Here is a 17,169-nt window from a genome sequence, read left to right on the forward strand (position 1 = left end):
GGCGTGGCGGGCGAGGTCGCAGGTCACGTGGATGATGATCCGCTGTAGCGTCACGTCCTGCCGACCTGGCTACGGCCCGAGACCGGGCCGGCCGTCGGCGGGTCACAGCCCTTCGGCGACCGCTGCGGCGATCTTCAGCCAGGCGTCCCGGGTGGCCGAGGAGAGCCCGCCGTACCGGATCGGCTCGCCGCTGTCGATGAGCCGCTCGTACGGGGCCAGCAGCACCGCCCGGGTGCGGGCCGCGAAGTGCTCCTGGATGGCCGGCAGGTCGATCTCCTTGCGGGACGGTGGCATCGACACCACCGTCACGGCCTGGCGCACCAGCCGTTGCCGGCCGCTCTGCTCCAGGTGGTCGAGCATCCGGGCGGCGGTCTCGGCGGAGTCGTTACGGGCCGACATGGTGACCACCAACTGGTCGGTGGCGTCCATCGACGCCTGCCAGTTCTGCGCCCGGACGTTGTTCCCGGTGTCCACGAAGATCAACTTGTAGAACCGGCTGACCACCTCTCGAATCTCGGCGAACGCGGCAGCCGTCAACATCTCGCCGCCGGTGGCCGACTCGTCCGAGGCCAGGACGTCGAACATCCCCTCGCCCTGCGAGCGGACGTACTGCGACAGGTCCCCGACCCGCCCGTGCGCACCCTGGAACTGCCCGAGGTCACGCAGCATGTCCCGCACCGTGCGGGAGTGGAAGTCCTGTTGGGCGCGCATCCCGAGCGTGCCCTGGGTCTCGTTGTTGTCCCAGGCCAGCACGTAGCCGCCGCGCTTCTGACCGAACGTCATCGCGAGCAGCAGGATGGCCACCGTCTTACCGGCGCCGCCCTTCGGGTTGACGACGGTCACCTGCCGCAGACCGCCGAAGTTGCGGCGCACCATCTCGATGTCCCGCTTGAGCTCCTGCTCGTGCCGCCCCGGAGAGAGCCGGAGCAGGCCCATCTTGTTGACCACCGCGCGTACACCCATGGTCGCCACCGGATCGGCGGGTCGAACCTGGCGGCGTCGGGCGAAATCCTCGGCGGTCGGTGCGGCTGTGGTGTCCGGTGTCCAGCTCGCGTCCGGGTACGCGGTCGCGTCCGGATACGCGGGGGCCGGGACACGGGTCACCCCGTCGGCCTCCTGGTACGGCTGCCCGGGCGTGCCGCCAGGCGAGCCCTGCTGCCAGGGCGGTGGGTGCCAGCCCGGCGAGGGTGGGAACGGCCCGGGCGGTGGGGTCGCCGGCCCAGCCTGCCCAGGAGCGTGCTGCGGTGCGGCAAGGCCGTGCGGTGGGTTGCTGAACTGCGTCACGTCGGGCGGTGGCGGAATCTGCGCCGGGCCGACCTGGCCGGGGATGAACGGCTGCCCTGGGTGTGCCTGCGCGGGACCGGCGTGCGGAACGACCGGAGGCGGAGGCGGAACCGGAGGTGTCGCGCCGGCCTCGTCCGGGGCGGGCGCGGTTGTTCCAGCCGGGCGTTGCGGCGGGTACGCCCACGGCGACTCGGCAATCGGCCGCACCGGCCCGTCAGGGGACCCGTCCGCACCGGCCCCGCCGGCCTGTTGCGCCGGGCCGGGCTGTGGCGCCGGCCCACCAGCCTGCGGCGCGGCCCCGTCGGGCTGCGGTGTCGGCCCGGCAGTCTGTGGTGCCGGCCCGCCAGCCTGGGGCATGGGCACACCAGGCTGTGGTGCCGACCTGGCCGCCGCGAAGGCTGCGGCCGAGGGGTCTGCCGGCGCGGGGCCGGCGGCCGTCGGGCTGTCGGCGGCACGCGGGCTGTCGGTGGCGTTCGGGCTGGCAGCGGACGCGGTGGCCGCCGGAATGGGCGAGCCGGTGGCGGCGGCCGAGGTGGAGCGGTCGGCGGGTGCCGATGCGGCGGGGCGGTCGGCGGCGGCGGTCGGGTTATCCAGGGTGAACGGCAGGTTCAGGTCGACGCCGCCCGGGGTGACCGGCACGGCGGTGGTGCTCGGTGTCGCGGCGGCAGCCGGGACGCCGGGGCCGGCTGGCCCGCCGTTGCCCCCGGGGCCGGTTGTCGGCGGCGTCGGCCGGGCAGCGGTCGCTGGCGGAGCGGCCGGGTCTGCCTGTGGTGGCGCAGCGGCCGGGTCCGTCGGCGGCGGCCAACTTGGCTGCGCCGGCGCCCAACCAGACCCGACACCGGACGGGCCGCTGGCCCCCCACCCCCCAGGCGCCGGTACGGCGCCGGAGAGCGACGGGTAGTCCGACGGCGAGGGCGGCGACTGGGTCGCAGCGCCGGGCTGGCCGGGAACCGGCGGTCGCCCGATCGGCGGCGCGGCCACCGGTGGCGTGACCGGATGTGTGACCGGCGACGGCCCACCCCGCTGCTCGGCGACAGCAGCCCACGGCGGCACCGCGCCCCGGTCGCCCGGATCTGGCGGCCAGAGTGGTTCGACGTCCCGCTCCGGCACCGGCTGCTGGCCGGGCACCTGCGCCCGGTCGGCGTTCTCGTCCATTACGGCCCTCCCCAGTCCTCCTGCGAGGATAGGCCCAATCGCCCAACAGGGCCGATCGGCTCAGGCAGGTCGGGCGGTCGGGGCCGAGGTCAGATCGACCAGACCGCCCAGGCGCCCGGCTCGACCCACCAGGAACGCTTACGGGTCAGCTCGCTCTCGACGCCATCGTCGAGGTACGGCACCCTGCCCTCCCTGGGCAGCACCGACACCGCCCGCCCACGGGCCCGCCGAACTTCGAGGCGTACCCGCTTGCGCCCCCACGCCGAGCGGACGACCACCGGCACGGCCACCGCGACCTCGACCTGGCCGTCGGCCGGGTCCGGTGCGGTCAGCAGCGTCACGTCGTTGAGCGTCGCGTACCCGCCGGCGTTCCCCACCGCGCAGGCCAGCAGCGGTTCCGAACCGTCGGTGAGGATGGTGTCGTCGACCTCCACCCGGGCGCGCCAGTGCAGCGGCCGGCCGGCGTCGTCGGCTGCGCCGAGGAGCGCGCCGTCCAGGGTCACCGAGCCACCGTCGTTGCGGAGCAGATCCAACCGGCGCGGCGTGCCGTCCAGCACCGCAGCGGCCACCGCCGCCGGGTCACGGGGCAGCCCGAGCTGCGCGGCCAGGTCCCGGTGGGTGCCGCCACGGGCCGGGTCGAGCGGGAGTACGGCCACCGGCGGCAGGTCGGGCAGGGTCCGGTTGCCGGGCAGGTCCGCCGGGCGCTTGCTCGGCGCCGGGGCGTACCGCTTGACCAGCCGGCGCAGCACGGCGCGCAACTGCCCGTCGCTCGCCGTGGCGATGACCAGCCGGGTCTTGCTGTCCGGGTCCGGCCAGGTGAGGCCGTCCGGGCGGGCTGGGCCGTCGAACCGGGCCAGCACCGCGTCGATCTCGGCGTCGGAGCGGGCGGTGACCGTCTCCACCCGGGCGCCCCGGGCGTTCAGCGCGTCGGCGCACGCCAGCACGGGCACCCGCGGCCGCTCCGTCGCGCACTGCCCGGTGTCGGTCTGGCCGCTGCCGGCCTGGTCGGCGTTCACCTGCCCGGTGTCGGTCTGGCCGCTGCCGGTGGCGGCCTGGCTCGTCGGGCCGGTGTCGGCCCCGGTCGCGCCGCCGCAGCAGGCCCCGCCGCTGCCGCAGCCCCCGGGAGCGTCCCGCTCCGAACCAAGGGTGAGCAGCACCACGTCGTACACGGAAGGAGCCTCCTGCTGCCTCTCGACGCGACCCCTGCCGGCCACGCCGTCACTACTTGTTAACCTGACACCCCGGGCTCGCCGAGCGGTCGCCACCTGGCACCCGAGCCTTCTGGAGGCGGAAAAGATGCCAGCGATCGTGCTCATCGGCGCTCAGTGGGGCGACGAGGGCAAGGGCAAGGTTACCGACCTGCTGGGTGAGCGGGTCGACTACGTCGTGCGCTACTCCGGCGGCAACAACGCCGGGCACACGGTGATCACCCCGGACGGCCAGAAGTACGCGCTGCACCTGATGCCGTCCGGCGCGCTCTCACCGAACGCGATGATCGTCATCGGCAACGGTGTGGTGGTCGACCCGAAGGTGCTGCTCGCCGAGATCGACGGCCTGGCGGAGCGCGGCGTCGACGTGTCCCGCCTGCGGATCTCCGGTGACGCTCACCTGATCATGCCGCACCACCGGGCGCTGGACCGGGTCATCGAGCGCTACCTCGGCTCGTCCCGGATCGGCACCACCGGCCGCGGCATCGGCCCGGCGTACGGCGACAAGGTCGCCCGGATCGGCATCCGCCTCCAGGACCTGCTCGACCCGGGCATCCTGCGCAAGAAACTGGAACTCGCGCTGCGCGAGAAGAACCAGATCCTCTTCAAGGTCTACAACCGCAAGGCGATCGACGTCGACGCGACAGTCGAGGAGTACCTGGCGTACGCGGAGCGGCTCAAGCCGTACATCGCGGAGACCCGGGCGATGCTCTGGGACGCCCTGGACCGGGGCGAGACGGTGCTGCTGGAAGGCGCCCAGGCCACCATGCTCGACATGGACCACGGCACCTACCCCTTCGTGACCTCGTCCAACCCGACCGCCGGTGGCGCCTGCGTGGGCGCGGGCATCCCGCCGACCGCGATCAACAAGGTCATCGCGGTGAGCAAGGCGTACACCACCCGGGTGGGTGCCGGGCCGTTCCCGACCGAGCTGTTCGACGCCAACGGCGACCACCTGCGCAAGATCGGCGCTGAGTACGGCACCACCACCGGGCGGGAGCGCCGGTGCGGCTGGTTCGACGCGGTCGTCGCCCGGTACGCCTGCCGCCTCAACGGCGTCACCGACCTGGTCATCACCAAGCTGGACGTGCTCACCGGCCTGCCCAAGGTGCCGATCTGCGTCGGCTACGAGATCAATGGCGTCCGGGTCGACGACATGCCGATGAGCCAGACGGACTTCCACCACGCAAAGCCCGTCTTCGAGGAACTCGATGGCTGGTGGGAGGACATCACCAAGGCACGCACCATCGACGACCTCCCGGAGAACGCCCGCCGCTACATCGCGAGGGTCGAAGAACTCTGCAACACGAGGGTGAGCGTCGTAGGCGTAGGCCCAGGCCGAGAAGAAAACGTGGTCCTCCACCCCCTCCTCCCCTAACCCCACCCTCACCTTCGTGTTGATCATGAAGTTATTGCCATCGCCGTCGGCGTGTCGAGGCAATAACTTCATGATCAACCAGTTCTGAGAGCCTGGTTATCCACAGGGGTGGAGGGGTTGTCCACAGGGGGATGTTTCGGGTTTCGGGTTGGGCCAGGGTGGCCGGGTGGATGCCTTGGATGTGGTGCGGCAGGTTGCGGCCGTGCGGGACGGAGTTGTAACGCTCAGGCAGGCACGTGCGGCTGGCCTGACGACGCATGAGGTGCAGCGGCTTTGTCGGGCTGGACGCTGGCGGGTCGTGGCGCGTGGCGCCTACCTGGTGGACGCTGACCGGTACGACGGCGTTCCTCGAGCGGCGCGGATCAGAGCTGCGATGGCCTCCTTCGGGCCAGCCGCAGCCGCTGTGCTCGCAACGGCTGCGGAGCTGCACGGGCTGGCCGGTCTGCGGGCCACCGACGTGATCGACCTGTCGGTGCCAGGCCCGATCGCCAGGCCGGCCCGGCTTGCCCACCCGGAGGTGGTGGTCCATCAGTTGGTCATTCAGCCCGACCAACTTGTCCGGGTGAACGGAATCACCGCCACGGAACCGCTGCGGACCCTTGCCGACGTGAGCCTTCGGGTTGATCGTCTTTCGGCGGTGAGTGTGCTGGATTCGGCACTGAATCGTCGGCTCGTAACCACCGATGATCTGCTCGCCATTCCGCGCCTCGTTCGAGGACGACGCGGTGCGGTCGTGGCGCGTGGCTACCTCAGCGAGGTCGATGGGCGTGCGCAGTCCCCGTTGGAGACGCGGACCCGGCTGCGCTGCGTGGACGGGAAAGTGCCACCGGACGCACTGCAACTTGAGGTACGCGATGAGGACGGCTACCTGTTGGGGATCGGGGATCTCGGCTGGCGTGGCCCTCGCGTCATCGCCGAGGCCGACGGCCGCGGTCCTCACGGTGCCCCGGAGGCCGTCTACGCCGATCGCCGTCGCCAGAACCGTCTCGTCAACGCCGGCTGGACCGTCCTCCGATTCACCTGGCAGGACACCCTCCACCCCACCTACATCCCGCACACGGTCCGCCAGGCAATCGCCGCTGCCCGACACCGTCGATCATGAAGTTGTTGCCACGACACGCCGCGGTGGAGGGCAATAACTTCATGATCAACGGTGGGGTAAGGGGGGACAGTAGGATCTCGGGCGTGCGGGTTCTCTTGGTGGGTGGTGGCGGGCGCGAGCACGCGCTTGCGCTCGGGTTGGTGGCGGATCCGCAGGTTTCTGCGGTTGTCGCGGCGCCGGGTAATCCGGGGATCGCGGGCGTGGCTGAGCTGCGAGCGGTCACTGCGACAGATCCGGCCGCGGTGGCGGCGTTGGCCGTGGATGTTGCGGCTGACCTGGTGGTGGTCGGGCCCGAGGCTCCGCTGGTCGCCGGGGTCGCCGATGCGGTACGCGCCAAGGGCATCGCCGTGTTCGGTCCATCCGGTGCGGCCGCGCAACTGGAGGGCTCCAAGGCGTTCGCCAAGGACGTGATGACCGCCGCCGGCGTGCCGACCGCCCGCGCGTACGTCTGCGCGGACGAGGAGAGCACCGCCCGGGCGCTTGACGAGTTCGGCGCGCCGTACGTGGTGAAGGACGACGGGCTGGCCGCCGGCAAGGGCGTGGTGGTGACCGACGACCGGGCCGCCGCGTTGGCGCACGCCAACGAATGCGGACGTGTCGTGGTCGAGGAGTTCCTCGACGGCCCGGAGGTCAGCCTCTTCGTGGTCACCGACGGCGAGGCGGCGCTGCCGTTGGTGCCGGCACAGGACTTCAAGCGGCTCGGCGACGGCGACACCGGGCCGAACACCGGTGGCATGGGGGCGTACGCGCCGCTGGCCTGGGCGCCGTCCGGTCTGGTCGACGACGTGATGCGCGATGTGGTCCACCCGACGCTCGCGGAGATGCGTCGCCGGGGCACCCCGTTCTCCGGCCTGCTGTACGTCGGGCTCGCGATCACCGCCGCCGGCCCTCGGGTGATCGAGTTCAATGCGCGCTTCGGCGACCCGGAGACCCAGGTGGTGCTCGCGCTGCTGGAGACTCCGCTGGGCGGGCTGCTGCACGCGGCGGCCACCGGCTCGTTGGCTGAGCACCCGCCGCTGCGGTGGCGGGACGGCAGCGCCGTGACGGTGGTGCTCGCCTCGGCGGGTTATCCGGCAGCGCCGCGTACCGGCGACGTGATCACCGGTGCGGACCGACCGGGCATCATCCACGCGGGCACCGCCCGCCGGGCCAGCGACGGCGCGTTGCTCTCCGCCGGCGGCCGGGTCCTCTGCGGTACGGCCACCGGCGCCGATCTGGCAGCCGCGCGGGACGCCGCGTACGCGCTGGTGGACGGCGTGGAGCTGGCCGGGTCGCAGCACCGCACCGACATCGCCACCGCCGCGATCGAGGATCGGATCACGATTCCCGGCTGAACTCGGGCAACCCCCGGCAGTGACATCCAGGCAACCGTCGGCAGCGCCGCCGTCAGCCGTAGTAGCGGCGCAGCTCTCGGGTGAGCACCTTGCCGGTGGCGTTGCGGGGTAGGTACTTCACGAGGATCACGTCCCGGGGGACGCTGAACCGGGCGAGGAAGTGCCGGACGTACTCGCGGACCGCCTCGGGGTCGAGGGTCTCGCCGGGGTGCAGGGCGAGGAACGCGGAGAGGCGCTGGCCGTACTCGGGGTCGGGCACGCCGATCACTGCCGCCTCGCGGACCTGTGGCAGTTGCGCGAGCAGGTCCTCCACCTCGGACGGGAAGACGTTCTCGCCGCCAGAGACGATCATGTCGTCGGCCCGGCCGTCGACGAAGAGCAGCCCGTCGGCGTTGAGCCGGCCGAGGTCGCCGGTGTCGAGCAGCCCGTCGTGGGTTTCCCGGCTGGCACCTGAGGTGTAGCCCTCGAAGAGCATCTCGTTGCCGACGAAGATCCGCCCGACCCGTCCGTCCGGTACGGGTTGGCCGTCGTCGTCGAGCAGTTCCAGTCGGGTGCCGTGCGGGGGACGACCAGCGGTGGTGGGTGCCTGACGCAGGTCCTGCGGGCCGGCGATGGAGGCCCAGGAGACCTCGGTGGACCCGTAGAGGTTGTAGAGGACGTCTCCGTAGACGTCCATGAACTTCGGGGCCAGTCCGCCGGGCAGGGCGGAGCCGCTGACTGCGACGACAGTGAGCTGGGGGCGCGGGTCCGGCGGGGGCACCTCCAGCAGCCGTTGCACCATCACCGGTACGGCGAAGAGCGCGTCGCAGCGGTGCGTGGTCAGGGCGGCGAGCGTGGCGGACGGGTCGAAGCGGCGGTGCAGCACGATGGTGGCCCGTAGTGCCAGGCAGACCTGGAGGGCGGCGAATCCCCAGGTGTGGAAGATCGGTGCGGCGATCATCACCCGGTTCCGGGCGTGCAGGGGGATGCGGTCGATGATGGACACCAGTGGGCCGAAGCCGCTGGGTGTCGGCCGCCGGGCGCCCTTGGGTGTGCCGGTGGTGCCGGAGGTGAGGACGATGATCCGGCCGTCGCGCTCGGGTGGTTGCAGGTCACCGGGCAGTGCCCCGGCCACGAGTTCCTCGCGGGCGCGTTCGTCTAGCCGGTGCAGCTCGGCGGGGAGGCCGAGGACCCGATCGGCGAACTCGTCGTCGTGCACGAGGAGCCGCAGTCGCTGCTCCTCGGCGACGGTGCCCAGCTGGGCGGCGCTGAGCCCGGTGTTGACCAGTACCGCGTCGACGCCGAGCAGGGTGGCGGCGACGATCGTCTCGATCAGTCCGCTGTGGTTGCGGCAGAGCACGCCGATCCGGTCGCCGGCCTGTACGCCGAGCCCGGCCCGCATCGAGCGGGCCATCCGTTCGGCCCGGTCGAGCAGGTCGTGGTAGGTCAGCTCGACGCCGTCCTCGTCGATGACGGCGGGCCGGCCCGGGTCCCGGGCGGCTGCCTGGCGTAGCTCGCCTGCCAGGCTCCACCCCCACGTGCGCAACGCGTTGAGCTGCGACGCGACCCGGATCGGGCTGCCGGGGGTGAGCAGCCCGCGACGGGTCAGCGTGGTGACGACGAACGGCAGGTCCATGCCGCAGACCTCCTCGGGGTGGTGCGCGGACGGGCGTCGGCCCGCCCCTCCATCAGGGCTTCTTTCCTTGATCATGCACTGGGCGCGGCTGAAGGCCCAGTTCGCGTCGGCGTGGGGTGACAAAGACGGCACAGATCGTGGAGTCCGGGCCGCCGTCGGCCCGCCCCTCGAGGAAGGGCTGGGCCGACGGCGGTCAGCGGATCTGCATCCCGGAGATCGCCCGGGAGATGACCAGTCGTTGGATTTCCGAGGTGCCCTCGAAGATGGTGTAGATCTTGGCGTCCCGGTACCAGCGCTCGACCGGGTGGTCACGCAGGAAGCCGGCTCCGCCGAGTAGTTGCACTGCCTTCTCGGTGACCGACACGGCCACCTCGCCGGCCTTGAGCTTGGACATCGATCCTTCGCCCGCTGTGAACGGGCGGTTGTTGCGGCCCATCCACGAGGCCCGCCAGACCAGCAGCCGCGCGGCGTCGATCTCCATCCGCATGTCGGCCAACGCGAACGCGACCGCCTGGTTCTCGATGATCGGGCGCCCGAACTGGACGCGGTCCTTCGCGTAGTCGAGGGAGTATTCGTAGGCGGCCCGGGCCACGCCGAGCGCCTGGGCGCCGACTGTGGGTCGGGACAGCTCGAACGTGCGCATCGCTGCCTGCCCGGTGGACCGCTGACCGGAGCGGGCACGGTCGAGGCGTTGCAGCAGGGCGTCTCGTCCGCCGAGGAGACAGCGGCCGGGTACGCGTACCCCGTCGAGGAAGACGTCGGCGGTGTGTGACGCGCGGAGGCCGAGTTTGCGCAGCTTGCGGGTGGCGGCCAGGCCGGGGGTGCCGGGCGGTACGACGAACGCCGCCTGACCCCGGGAGCCGAGCGCGGGGTCGACGGAGGCGGTGACCACGTGCACTCCGGCGATGCCGCCGTTCGTGGCGTACGCCTTCTGGCCGGTGAGCACCCACTCGTCGGTGGCCTCGTCGTAGACGGCCCGGGTGCGCATCGCGCCGACGTCGGAGCCGGCTTCCGGCTCGCTGGTGCAGAAGGCGGCGACGGTCGGCGAGTCGACGTCGCCGAAGCACTGCGGCACCCACTCGACCATCTGGTCCGGGGTGCCGGCGCCGTAGATGGCGGCGACGGCGAGCGAGGTGCCGAAGATGCTCATACCGATGCCGGCGTCACCCCAGAAGAGTTCCTCGCTGGCGATCGGAAGGGAGAGCCCGGTCGGGTCGGCCCAGCAGGTGGCGAGGAACTCGAAGCCGTAGAGGCCGACCTTGGCGGCTTCCTGGATCACCGGCCACGGGGTGTCCTCGCGTTCGTCCCACTCGGCGGCGGCCGGGCGCACGACCTCGGCGGCGAAGCCGTGCACCCAGTCGCGTAGATCCCGCTGTTCCTCGTTCAGGTCGAGCGAGAACTCAGCCATGTCAGGCCTTGGGGATGTCGAACAGGTTGGCGATGTTGGCGGCGAGGCCGAGGTCGCCCTTCGCCTTCAACTTGCCGGTCATGAACATCATCACCGGGTTGGCACCACCGGAGACGATCTTCAGGAACTCGACCGGGCCCATGGTGAGGCTGAGCTTCGGGTCGTGCTGCGGGGTCGAGTTCACGACGCAGGTGCCGTCGGCGATGACCACCTCGTAGGTGTCGCTGCCGCCGTCGGGGCGACCGGTGATGATCCAGTGGATGACCGCGTTGGTGGAGCCGGCCCGGTCCGCGCGGAACAGCGACGGCATCCGGCCGAACACCTCGCCCAGGACCTTGTCGCGCATGTCGCCGGACATCACCTGGGCGATCTTGTCGTCCGGGGTGGACTTGACCAGCTGGGCGAACTCCTTGGGGCCCACGTTGGCGAAGGTGGCCGGGTCGAAGTCAGTCATCAGGTGCGCCTTCCGGAAGATTGGCTACTCGCGCGTAACCCTACGCACGAGTAGGTATGCTCGCAAGGTGTCCAGCGTCCCCGCCTTCAAGCGCCTGCCTCGCGCCGTCCGCGAGCAGCAGATGCTCGACGCGGCCGTCAAGGTCTTCTCCCGACGTGGCTTCCACGCCGCCAGCATGGACGAGATCGCCGAGGACGCCGGCATCTCCAAACCCATGGTGTACGCGTACCTCGGCACCAAGGAGGAGCTCTTCGTCGCCTGCCTGCACCGGGAAGGCACCCGGATGATGCAGGCCATCGCCGGGGCGGCGGCCCCCGACCTGCCGGCCGACGAGCGGCTCTGGCGCGGGCTGAGGGCGTTCTTCGGCTTCGTCGGCGCGTACCGGGACGGCTGGGCGGTGCTCTACCGGCAGGCCCGGGGCGAACAGCCGTTCGCCGGCGAGTTGGCCACCATGCGGGCCCGGCTGGTCGAGGTGGTCGCCGGAATGCTCGACCACGCGCTGCGCGCCGAGGGCCGCGAGATCGCCGCCATCGACCTGGAGGTCGTCGCGTACGCCCTGGTCGGCGCGACCGAGTCGTTGGCCGACTGGCTCGCGGACCACCCGGACGCCGACCCGGAGAAGACGGCCACCCGGATGATGAACGTGGCCTGGCTCGGCGCCGCCCAACTGCTGCACGGCGTCACCTGGCGTCCGCCGGCCGTCTGACGGCCCCGGCGGGAAGAGCGTCGGTGCCCGGCTCGCCGGCCCGCGCCGTACGGCGGCGGTTGCGGAGCCAACGGACCACCTCGACGACCACCGTCACCGTCAGGGCGAGGCCCAGACCGAGCAGGAGACCACGCAGCGGGTCCTGCTCGAAGGCGAGCCCTCCGACGTATCCGACCAGCGCGGAGTAGAGCCCCCACGAGCTGGCGGCCAGCGCGTCGAAGGCCAGGAACCGTCGCCGGGGATAGCGCACCGCACCCATGGTGAGGGTGACAGCGGTCCGGCCGCCCGGGATGTAGCGGGCCACGGTGAGGATCAAGCCGCCCCGGGTGGCGATCCCCCGACGGGCCCGGTCGATGGTGGCCCGGCGTCGGCCGTCGGGCGGCAGCCGGTCGAGCAGCCGGGTGCCGCCACCCCGCCCGATGGCGTACGAGACGTGGTCCCCGACCAGCGCCCCGGCTGCGGCCACCAGGATCACCGCCGGCAGGTACGGCGCTCCGGAGGCCGCGAACACCCCTGCGGTGATCACCGCCGTCTCGCTCGGCACCACCGGGAAGAAGCCGTCGAGCACCGCGATCGCGAAGATCGCCAGGTACACCCAGGGCGAGGACATCGTGTCGTGCAGCAGGTCGAGCAGATTCATGATCCTGATGCTGGTCGGGGCGGCGGCTCCCGACATCGGCCAGTGGTCAGGTGGGCGGCACTACTTAGGTAGCGGCCGGCCCGGACTGTGCATCGGGGTCATCCCCACCTCACCCGGGTACGACGCTGCGGGGCGGCCGGATGCGTCGGCTGGGCCCTAGGCTCGCTGCGTGGCCTCCAGCGCCGTCGCCCTCCGGCGGGTCGTCCATCGGTACGCCCCGCCGCTGCTCGCCGTCCTGGTCGCCGCAGCCGTGTGGGCCAGCGCGACCGGTGACATCGGGGTCCGCTCGCCGCTGCCGAGCCTGGTCGTGCTGCTGATCGCACTGGGCTCGGCGTGGGCCGCCGGCACGGTCCGGACCCGCCGCTGGCCGTTGTTCCTGGCCGCGGCGGTCGGCTGGTTGGTGCTCGCCGCGGCGGCGGCCGGGGTGCTGGCCTCGTACCAGGCGGGTCTGCGGTTGCGAGGTCGCCAACTCGCCGGGTACCTCGCCGGTGCGGCGGGGGTGCTGACCGGCGGGGTGCTGGTCGGGCTGGCGGTGGGTGGCGTACGCCGGATCACCACCGCCAGCACCGGCAACGTGCTGCTGCTCGCCGCCGGCCTGGTGGGGCTTCCGTTGATCTTCGGTCTCTGGGTGCGGGCCCGTCAGGACACGCTCGCCGCTCTGCGGGACCGGGCCGAGCGGCTGGAACGCGAGCAGGAGGCCCGCGCCGACCGGGTCCGTGCCGAGGAGCGGACCCGGATCGCCCGGGAGATGCACGACGTGGTGGCACACCGGGTCTCGTTGATGGTGGTGCACGCGGGGGCGCTGGAGGTGACCGCCGCGGACCCGGCCACCGTCGAGGCCGCCGCGCTGATCCGGACGACCGGCCGGCAGGCGCTCACCGACCTGCGCGAGGTGCTCGGTGTGCTGCGCCAGGCCGACCCGGCCGTGACACCGGAGCGGGGGCTCGACACGTTGGACGAGTTGATCGGGGAGTCCCGTGCCGCCGGGCTGCGGGTGTCCCGGCAGGACGAGGGCGTGCCGACTGCACTTCCGGCGACGCTGGGGCGTACCGCGTACCGGGTGGTCCGTGAGGCGCTGACCAACGTTCGCAAGCACGCGGCCGACGCCGAGACGACCGTCTGCCTGCGCTACCTGCCCGACGGGCTGGAGGTGCTGGTCCGAAACGGCCCGTCCGAGAGCGGGTCGGCGTTGCCGGGTGCCGGGCAGGGGCTGCTCGGGCTGCGCGAGCGGGTGGAGCTGCTCGGCGGCCGGTTGGAGGCAGCTCCCGTGGACGGCGGCTTCCTGGTCCGGGCCCTGATCCCGCTGGTGGGTGCGGCGTGATCCGGGTCGTGGTGGTCGACGACGAGCAGTTGGTTCGGGCCGGGCTGCGGCTGATCCTTGAGGCGGCCGAGGACATCACTGTCGTCGGTGAGGCAGCGGACGGCGCCGGCGCGCTGGAGCAGGCCCAGCGGTTACGCCCCGACGTGGTGCTGCTCGACGTGCGGATGCCGGGCGTCGACGGGCTGACCGTGGCGCCCGACGTGGTCGCCGCCGGCCCGAAGGTGATCATGCTGACCACCTTCGACCTCGACGAGTACGTGCACCGCGCGCTACGGGCCGGCGCGGTCGGCTTCCTGCTGAAGGACACCCCGCCCCGCGAGTTGGCCGCCGCCGTCCGCACGGTGGCCGCCGGGAACGCGATGCTCGCCCCGACGGTGACCCGGCGCCTGATCAGCTCGTTCGCCGAGCGTGGTCCGGCCCGCCGGGACGCGGCCCGTGAGCGGCTCGCACCGCTGACCGAGCGGGAGCTGGTGATCGTCCGGGAGGTGGCGCGCGGACACGGCAACGCGGAGATCGCCCGGCGGCTCACGATGAGCGAGGCCACCGTCAAGGCACACGTCAGCCGGGCGCTCGCGAAACTCCACGCGGGCAACCGGGTGCAGCTGGCCATCCTGGTGTACGACGCCGACCTGCTGTGACGGGTGCGTCCGTCACCGTCGCGCGGCGGCGCGACGGTGTGCTCGACGGCGCAACCAGCGGATCCCCTCCAGCCCGAACGTGACCACCACCGAGAGCCCCACCCCGACCAGCACGCCCTTCACCGGGTCACGTTCGAAGGCCAGCCCGCCGAAGTAGCCGAGCAGCCCGCAGTACAGCGCCCAGGTGATCGCCGCGATGCTGTCGTACAGCAGGAATGACCGGCGGGGATAGCCCACCGCGCCCATGGTGAGTGTGACGGCGGTCCGCCCGCCCGGCACGTACCGGCTGGTGGTCAGGATCATCCCGCCGCGTCGGTCCACCGCCCGCCGGGCCCATTCGGAGCTGGCCCGCCGGCGGCTGCCGTCGGGCAGGCCGGCCAGCCGGCGGGCACCTCCGCCCTTTCCGATGGCGTACGAGATGTGGTCGCCGACCAGCGCGCCCACGGCGGCGCTGACGATCACCAGGGTCAGGCTGGGGTGCCCGCCGCTCGCCGAGAGCACCCCGGCGGTGATCACCGCCGCCTCGCCCGGCACCGCGGGGAAGAACGCGTCGACCGCGGTGAGCCCGAGAATCACCAGGTAGACCCACGGCGACGTGACCGTCCCACGGAGGAGGTCGAGGAGGGCGTCCATTCCCCCATGCTTGCCGGGCGCGACCTGCCCGGTGGGCGAGTCGCCGGATCACAGGCCCTCGGCCCCGAGTTGTCAGTTGGCGCGGACCAGGGCCGGTGGGGCCAGCAGTGGGCCGCACTGGATCTTGTCGTCGGCGGTGGGGCCGTGCGAGGTCAGCACCACCGGTGTGCCCAACTCCGCGCGTACCGCCTCGGCCCAGTCCGCCGGTGGGTCGTCGTACACCGGGCGGGAGCGCAGCAGGCGGGCGGTGAGCGCGGCCTGCCGGTCCAGGTCACCGGGCGGGCCCGGGGTGAGCCGGTCGGTGGTGTCGTAGCGGCGGCAGATCCGCAGGTCGGGGCCGGTCAGGTCGAGGTGGGTCAGGGCCAGGCCGTCGACGCCGCCGGCCGCGGCGAGGGCGTACTGGTGGGCGACCGCGTCGAAGTGGCCGAACCGGAACCGGCCCTGCCACGGGTTCGTGGCGTTGTGCGCGTCGGCGAACGGCAGGCTGGGGTCCTCGGTCACCAGCGGGCCGTGCCCGTGCCGGGTGGTGACGACGCGGAGCACCCCGATCCGGGTCACCTCGCCGGGTCGGCCCGCCTCGGCGAGCAGGCTGTCGACGTTGGCGAACGTCGTGGTGCTCCAGGTGGTGTACGGGTGGAAGCCGTGCCACTCGTCGAGCAGCACCCCCTGCGCGCCCTCGAACACGCAGGTCCCGGTGCGCAGCGCGCCGGCGAGCCAACTGCTGTCGACGATGGCGACCCGGTCGGCGAACCCCGTGTACGCGGGCAGGCAGTCCTCGATCGGTGGCGCGTCCAACGGGCCCAGCTCGGCGGTCAGTCGATCCCGCAGGATGGTCAGCCTGCGGCGCAGCAGTGCCGGGTGGTGGCAGTCGGCGACCCGGGGCGCGTCGTCGGGGTGGGCGAGACCGTACGCGACGGCCTCGCCCACCCCCAGCCCGCAGGAGCCGTGCCGGTCGGCTCCCCGGGCGATCTCGCGGGCCCGGTTGGCGGCCCGGTGGTACGGGGTGGCGAGCAGCGCGTCCCCGTCGACGGTCAGCCGGTCGAGCGCGTCGGGCACCCCGACAGTGGCGAGGTGGTCGGCCTCGGCGGCCATCGCCAGCGGGTCCACCACCACGTGCCGGGACAGGTGCGTACGCACACCGGGATGGAAGGTGCCGGCGCCGAACTGCGCGAACGTGTGGTGCCGCCCGTCGCGCAGCACGACGTTGTGTGCCGCCTGCGCGCCCCCGTTGAAGCGGACCACCGTGTGCACGGGACGGGTGGCGCAGAGCCAGTCCACAACGGTGCCCTTGCCGGCGTCGCCGTAGCCGAGGTCGACCACCGCCACGTGGTTCACAGCCGGGTCACCCCGCTGGCCGTGTCGGTGAACGTCGGCAGCGTCGACACCTCGGCCCGCCGTCCCCGACCGAGGCGGGCCAGCGCCTTCGACACGGTCCCGGTGGCGCTGGAGCCGGCGCGGTCCAGGTCACGCAGGCCCTCGTCCAGGTCGATGGCCTGCTCGCCGACGCCGATGGTGAGCGCGATGGTCTCGCAGACCGCGTCGAGGTCGTCGAGCACGACGGCGTTCTGCCCGAGCAGGTCCCGCCAGAAGTCGAGCACCGTGGCGTTGCCGGAGTAGTGGCTGCCGGTGGGGAGCAGGTAGTAGGTGTCCCAGCGGCGGGTCACCTCGTCGACGACCTGCCGCAGCGGCACGTCCTCGGAGAGGTCGTCCCCGATCAGGCCGGCCACCTCCCGGGCCTTCACCCGCTGGTACGCCAGCTCGTCGCCGATGATGAACAGGTAGCCGCGCCGGCCGCGCTTCTCCCAGTTGTCGGTGACCGTGTGCCGGGCCATGAAGTACATGGCCAGCTCGTACGACTCGCTCATCTGTCCGCCGCCACCGCCCTCCAGCACGATCCGGCCGAGGTCGTCGTCCATCCGGTTGTCCGACTCGAACTGGCCCACCTGCAACGGCACCCGGTCGCAGGTGGCGTCGCCGATGGCACCGAACATGATCTGCGGGTCGCTGGCGTAGCCCTGCCGTTGCAGCAGCCCGAGCAGTTGCGGCAGCTTGGTCTGCAGGACCCGCGGCACCGTGCGCATCGAGCCGGTCACGTCGAAGAGCACCGCGACGGGGGTCGACCGGGGGTGCTCGGCGGAGTCGCGGCTCTCGCGGGTCGCGTCCCTGGGGTCGAGCGCGGGGTGCACGGTGCGCGCCCCACTGTCGCTGTAGGAGAAGGCGCTCCTGCCGGTCGACCGGCGGTAGCGGTCGGCTGCGTCGTACACGTCGGTGGACCAGATTCCACTGCCCATGA

General features: G+C 72.4%; 15 protein-coding genes. 6 read left to right on the forward strand and 9 right to left on the reverse strand.

What is annotated here, in order from left to right; translation table 11 throughout:
- Positions 1 to 102 precede the first annotated feature (102 nt).
- Positions 103 to 2,439, reverse strand: a complete 2,337-nt coding sequence (locus AB0B68_RS02385) for a chromosome partitioning protein (protein ID WP_357257524.1) — start codon at positions 2,437 to 2,439, stop codon at positions 103 to 105.
- Between the two features lie 89 nt (positions 2,440 to 2,528).
- Positions 2,529 to 3,608 carry a diacylglycerol kinase family protein gene (locus AB0B68_RS02390; RefSeq protein WP_357257526.1) on the reverse strand — a complete coding sequence of 360 codons (1,080 nt, stop codon included), beginning with the start codon at positions 3,606 to 3,608 and terminating at the stop codon, positions 2,529 to 2,531.
- 127 nt (positions 3,609 to 3,735) lie between these two features.
- On the opposite strand from AB0B68_RS02390, the gene AB0B68_RS02395 reads away from it, so the two are divergent.
- The 3 genes from AB0B68_RS02395 (at position 3,736) to purD (ending at position 7,461) form a co-directional block, all read left to right on the forward strand.
- Entirely contained in the window at positions 3,736 to 5,025 is a 1,290-nt protein-coding gene (locus AB0B68_RS02395) for an adenylosuccinate synthase (protein ID WP_355004689.1), read from the forward strand.
- Between the two features lie 166 nt (positions 5,026 to 5,191).
- A complete protein-coding gene (locus AB0B68_RS02400) occupies positions 5,192 to 6,127 on the forward strand; it encodes a type IV toxin-antitoxin system AbiEi family antitoxin domain-containing protein (RefSeq protein ID WP_357257528.1) in 936 nt (311 codons plus the stop codon).
- Between the two features lie 83 nt (positions 6,128 to 6,210).
- The gene (gene purD, locus AB0B68_RS02405; RefSeq protein WP_357198295.1) at positions 6,211 to 7,461 is read left to right on the forward strand and encodes a phosphoribosylamine--glycine ligase; all 1,251 of its coding nucleotides are present in this window, start codon (positions 6,211 to 6,213) and stop codon (positions 7,459 to 7,461) included.
- A 52-nt stretch (positions 7,462 to 7,513) separates the two neighbouring features.
- Here the strand turns inward: purD and AB0B68_RS02410 are convergent, their stop codons facing one another.
- The 3 genes from AB0B68_RS02410 to AB0B68_RS02420 all read right to left on the reverse strand — a co-directional run bounded on the left by AB0B68_RS02410 (position 7,514) and on the right by AB0B68_RS02420 (position 10,938).
- A complete protein-coding gene (locus AB0B68_RS02410; RefSeq protein ID WP_357198298.1) occupies positions 7,514 to 9,076 on the reverse strand; it encodes an AMP-binding protein in 1,563 nt (520 codons plus the stop codon).
- A 193-nt stretch (positions 9,077 to 9,269) separates the two neighbouring features.
- Positions 9,270 to 10,484 carry an acyl-CoA dehydrogenase family protein gene (locus AB0B68_RS02415; protein WP_355004692.1) on the reverse strand — a complete coding sequence of 405 codons (1,215 nt, stop codon included), beginning with the start codon at positions 10,482 to 10,484 and terminating at the stop codon, positions 9,270 to 9,272.
- Position 10,485: 1 nt separating this feature from the next.
- Positions 10,486 to 10,938, reverse strand: coding sequence for an SCP2 sterol-binding domain-containing protein (locus AB0B68_RS02420; RefSeq protein ID WP_357198303.1), 453 nt, complete (start codon positions 10,936 to 10,938; stop codon positions 10,486 to 10,488).
- Between the two features lie 67 nt (positions 10,939 to 11,005).
- Between AB0B68_RS02420 and AB0B68_RS02425 the strand changes: the two genes are divergently transcribed.
- Entirely contained in the window at positions 11,006 to 11,644 is a 639-nt protein-coding gene (locus tag AB0B68_RS02425; RefSeq protein ID WP_355004694.1) for a TetR/AcrR family transcriptional regulator, read from the forward strand.
- On the opposite strand, the gene AB0B68_RS02430 is transcribed toward AB0B68_RS02425, so the two are convergent.
- Positions 11,619 to 12,287: a DedA family protein gene (locus AB0B68_RS02430; protein WP_357257747.1), complete on the reverse strand. Its 669-nt coding sequence runs from the start codon at positions 12,285 to 12,287 to the stop codon at positions 11,619 to 11,621. The two genes, AB0B68_RS02425 and AB0B68_RS02430, sit on opposite strands and share 26 nt — an antisense overlap.
- Positions 12,288 to 12,453: 166 nt before the next feature.
- Between AB0B68_RS02430 and AB0B68_RS02435 the strand changes: the two genes are divergently transcribed.
- Entirely contained in the window at positions 12,454 to 13,605 is a 1,152-nt protein-coding gene (locus AB0B68_RS02435; protein WP_357198307.1) for a histidine kinase, read from the forward strand.
- Positions 13,602 to 14,243 (forward strand): response regulator transcription factor, encoded by a 642-nt coding sequence (locus AB0B68_RS02440; protein ID WP_357198310.1) that lies wholly within the window; start codon positions 13,602 to 13,604, stop codon positions 14,241 to 14,243. The genes AB0B68_RS02435 and AB0B68_RS02440 overlap by 4 nt, the downstream gene beginning before the upstream one ends.
- Positions 14,244 to 14,255: 12 nt before the next feature.
- Here the strand turns inward: AB0B68_RS02440 and AB0B68_RS02445 are convergent, their stop codons facing one another.
- The 3 genes from AB0B68_RS02445 to AB0B68_RS02455 form a co-directional block, all read right to left on the reverse strand.
- The gene (locus AB0B68_RS02445) at positions 14,256 to 14,876 is read right to left on the reverse strand and encodes a DedA family protein (protein WP_357198313.1); all 621 of its coding nucleotides are present in this window, start codon (positions 14,874 to 14,876) and stop codon (positions 14,256 to 14,258) included.
- A gap of 72 nt (positions 14,877 to 14,948) precedes the next feature.
- Positions 14,949 to 16,211 (reverse strand): adenylosuccinate synthetase, encoded by a 1,263-nt coding sequence (locus tag AB0B68_RS02450; RefSeq protein WP_357257531.1) that lies wholly within the window; start codon positions 16,209 to 16,211, stop codon positions 14,949 to 14,951.
- Positions 16,208 to 17,167 carry a hypothetical protein gene (locus AB0B68_RS02455; protein WP_357203722.1) on the reverse strand — a complete coding sequence of 320 codons (960 nt, stop codon included), beginning with the start codon at positions 17,165 to 17,167 and terminating at the stop codon, positions 16,208 to 16,210. Before AB0B68_RS02455 ends, AB0B68_RS02450 begins: the two co-directional genes overlap by 4 nt.
- Positions 17,168 to 17,169 lie beyond the last annotated feature (2 nt).

It is taken from the genome of Micromonospora sp. NPDC049049 (assembly GCF_040649115.1).
GTDB lineage: Bacteria > Actinomycetota > Actinomycetes > Mycobacteriales > Micromonosporaceae > Micromonospora.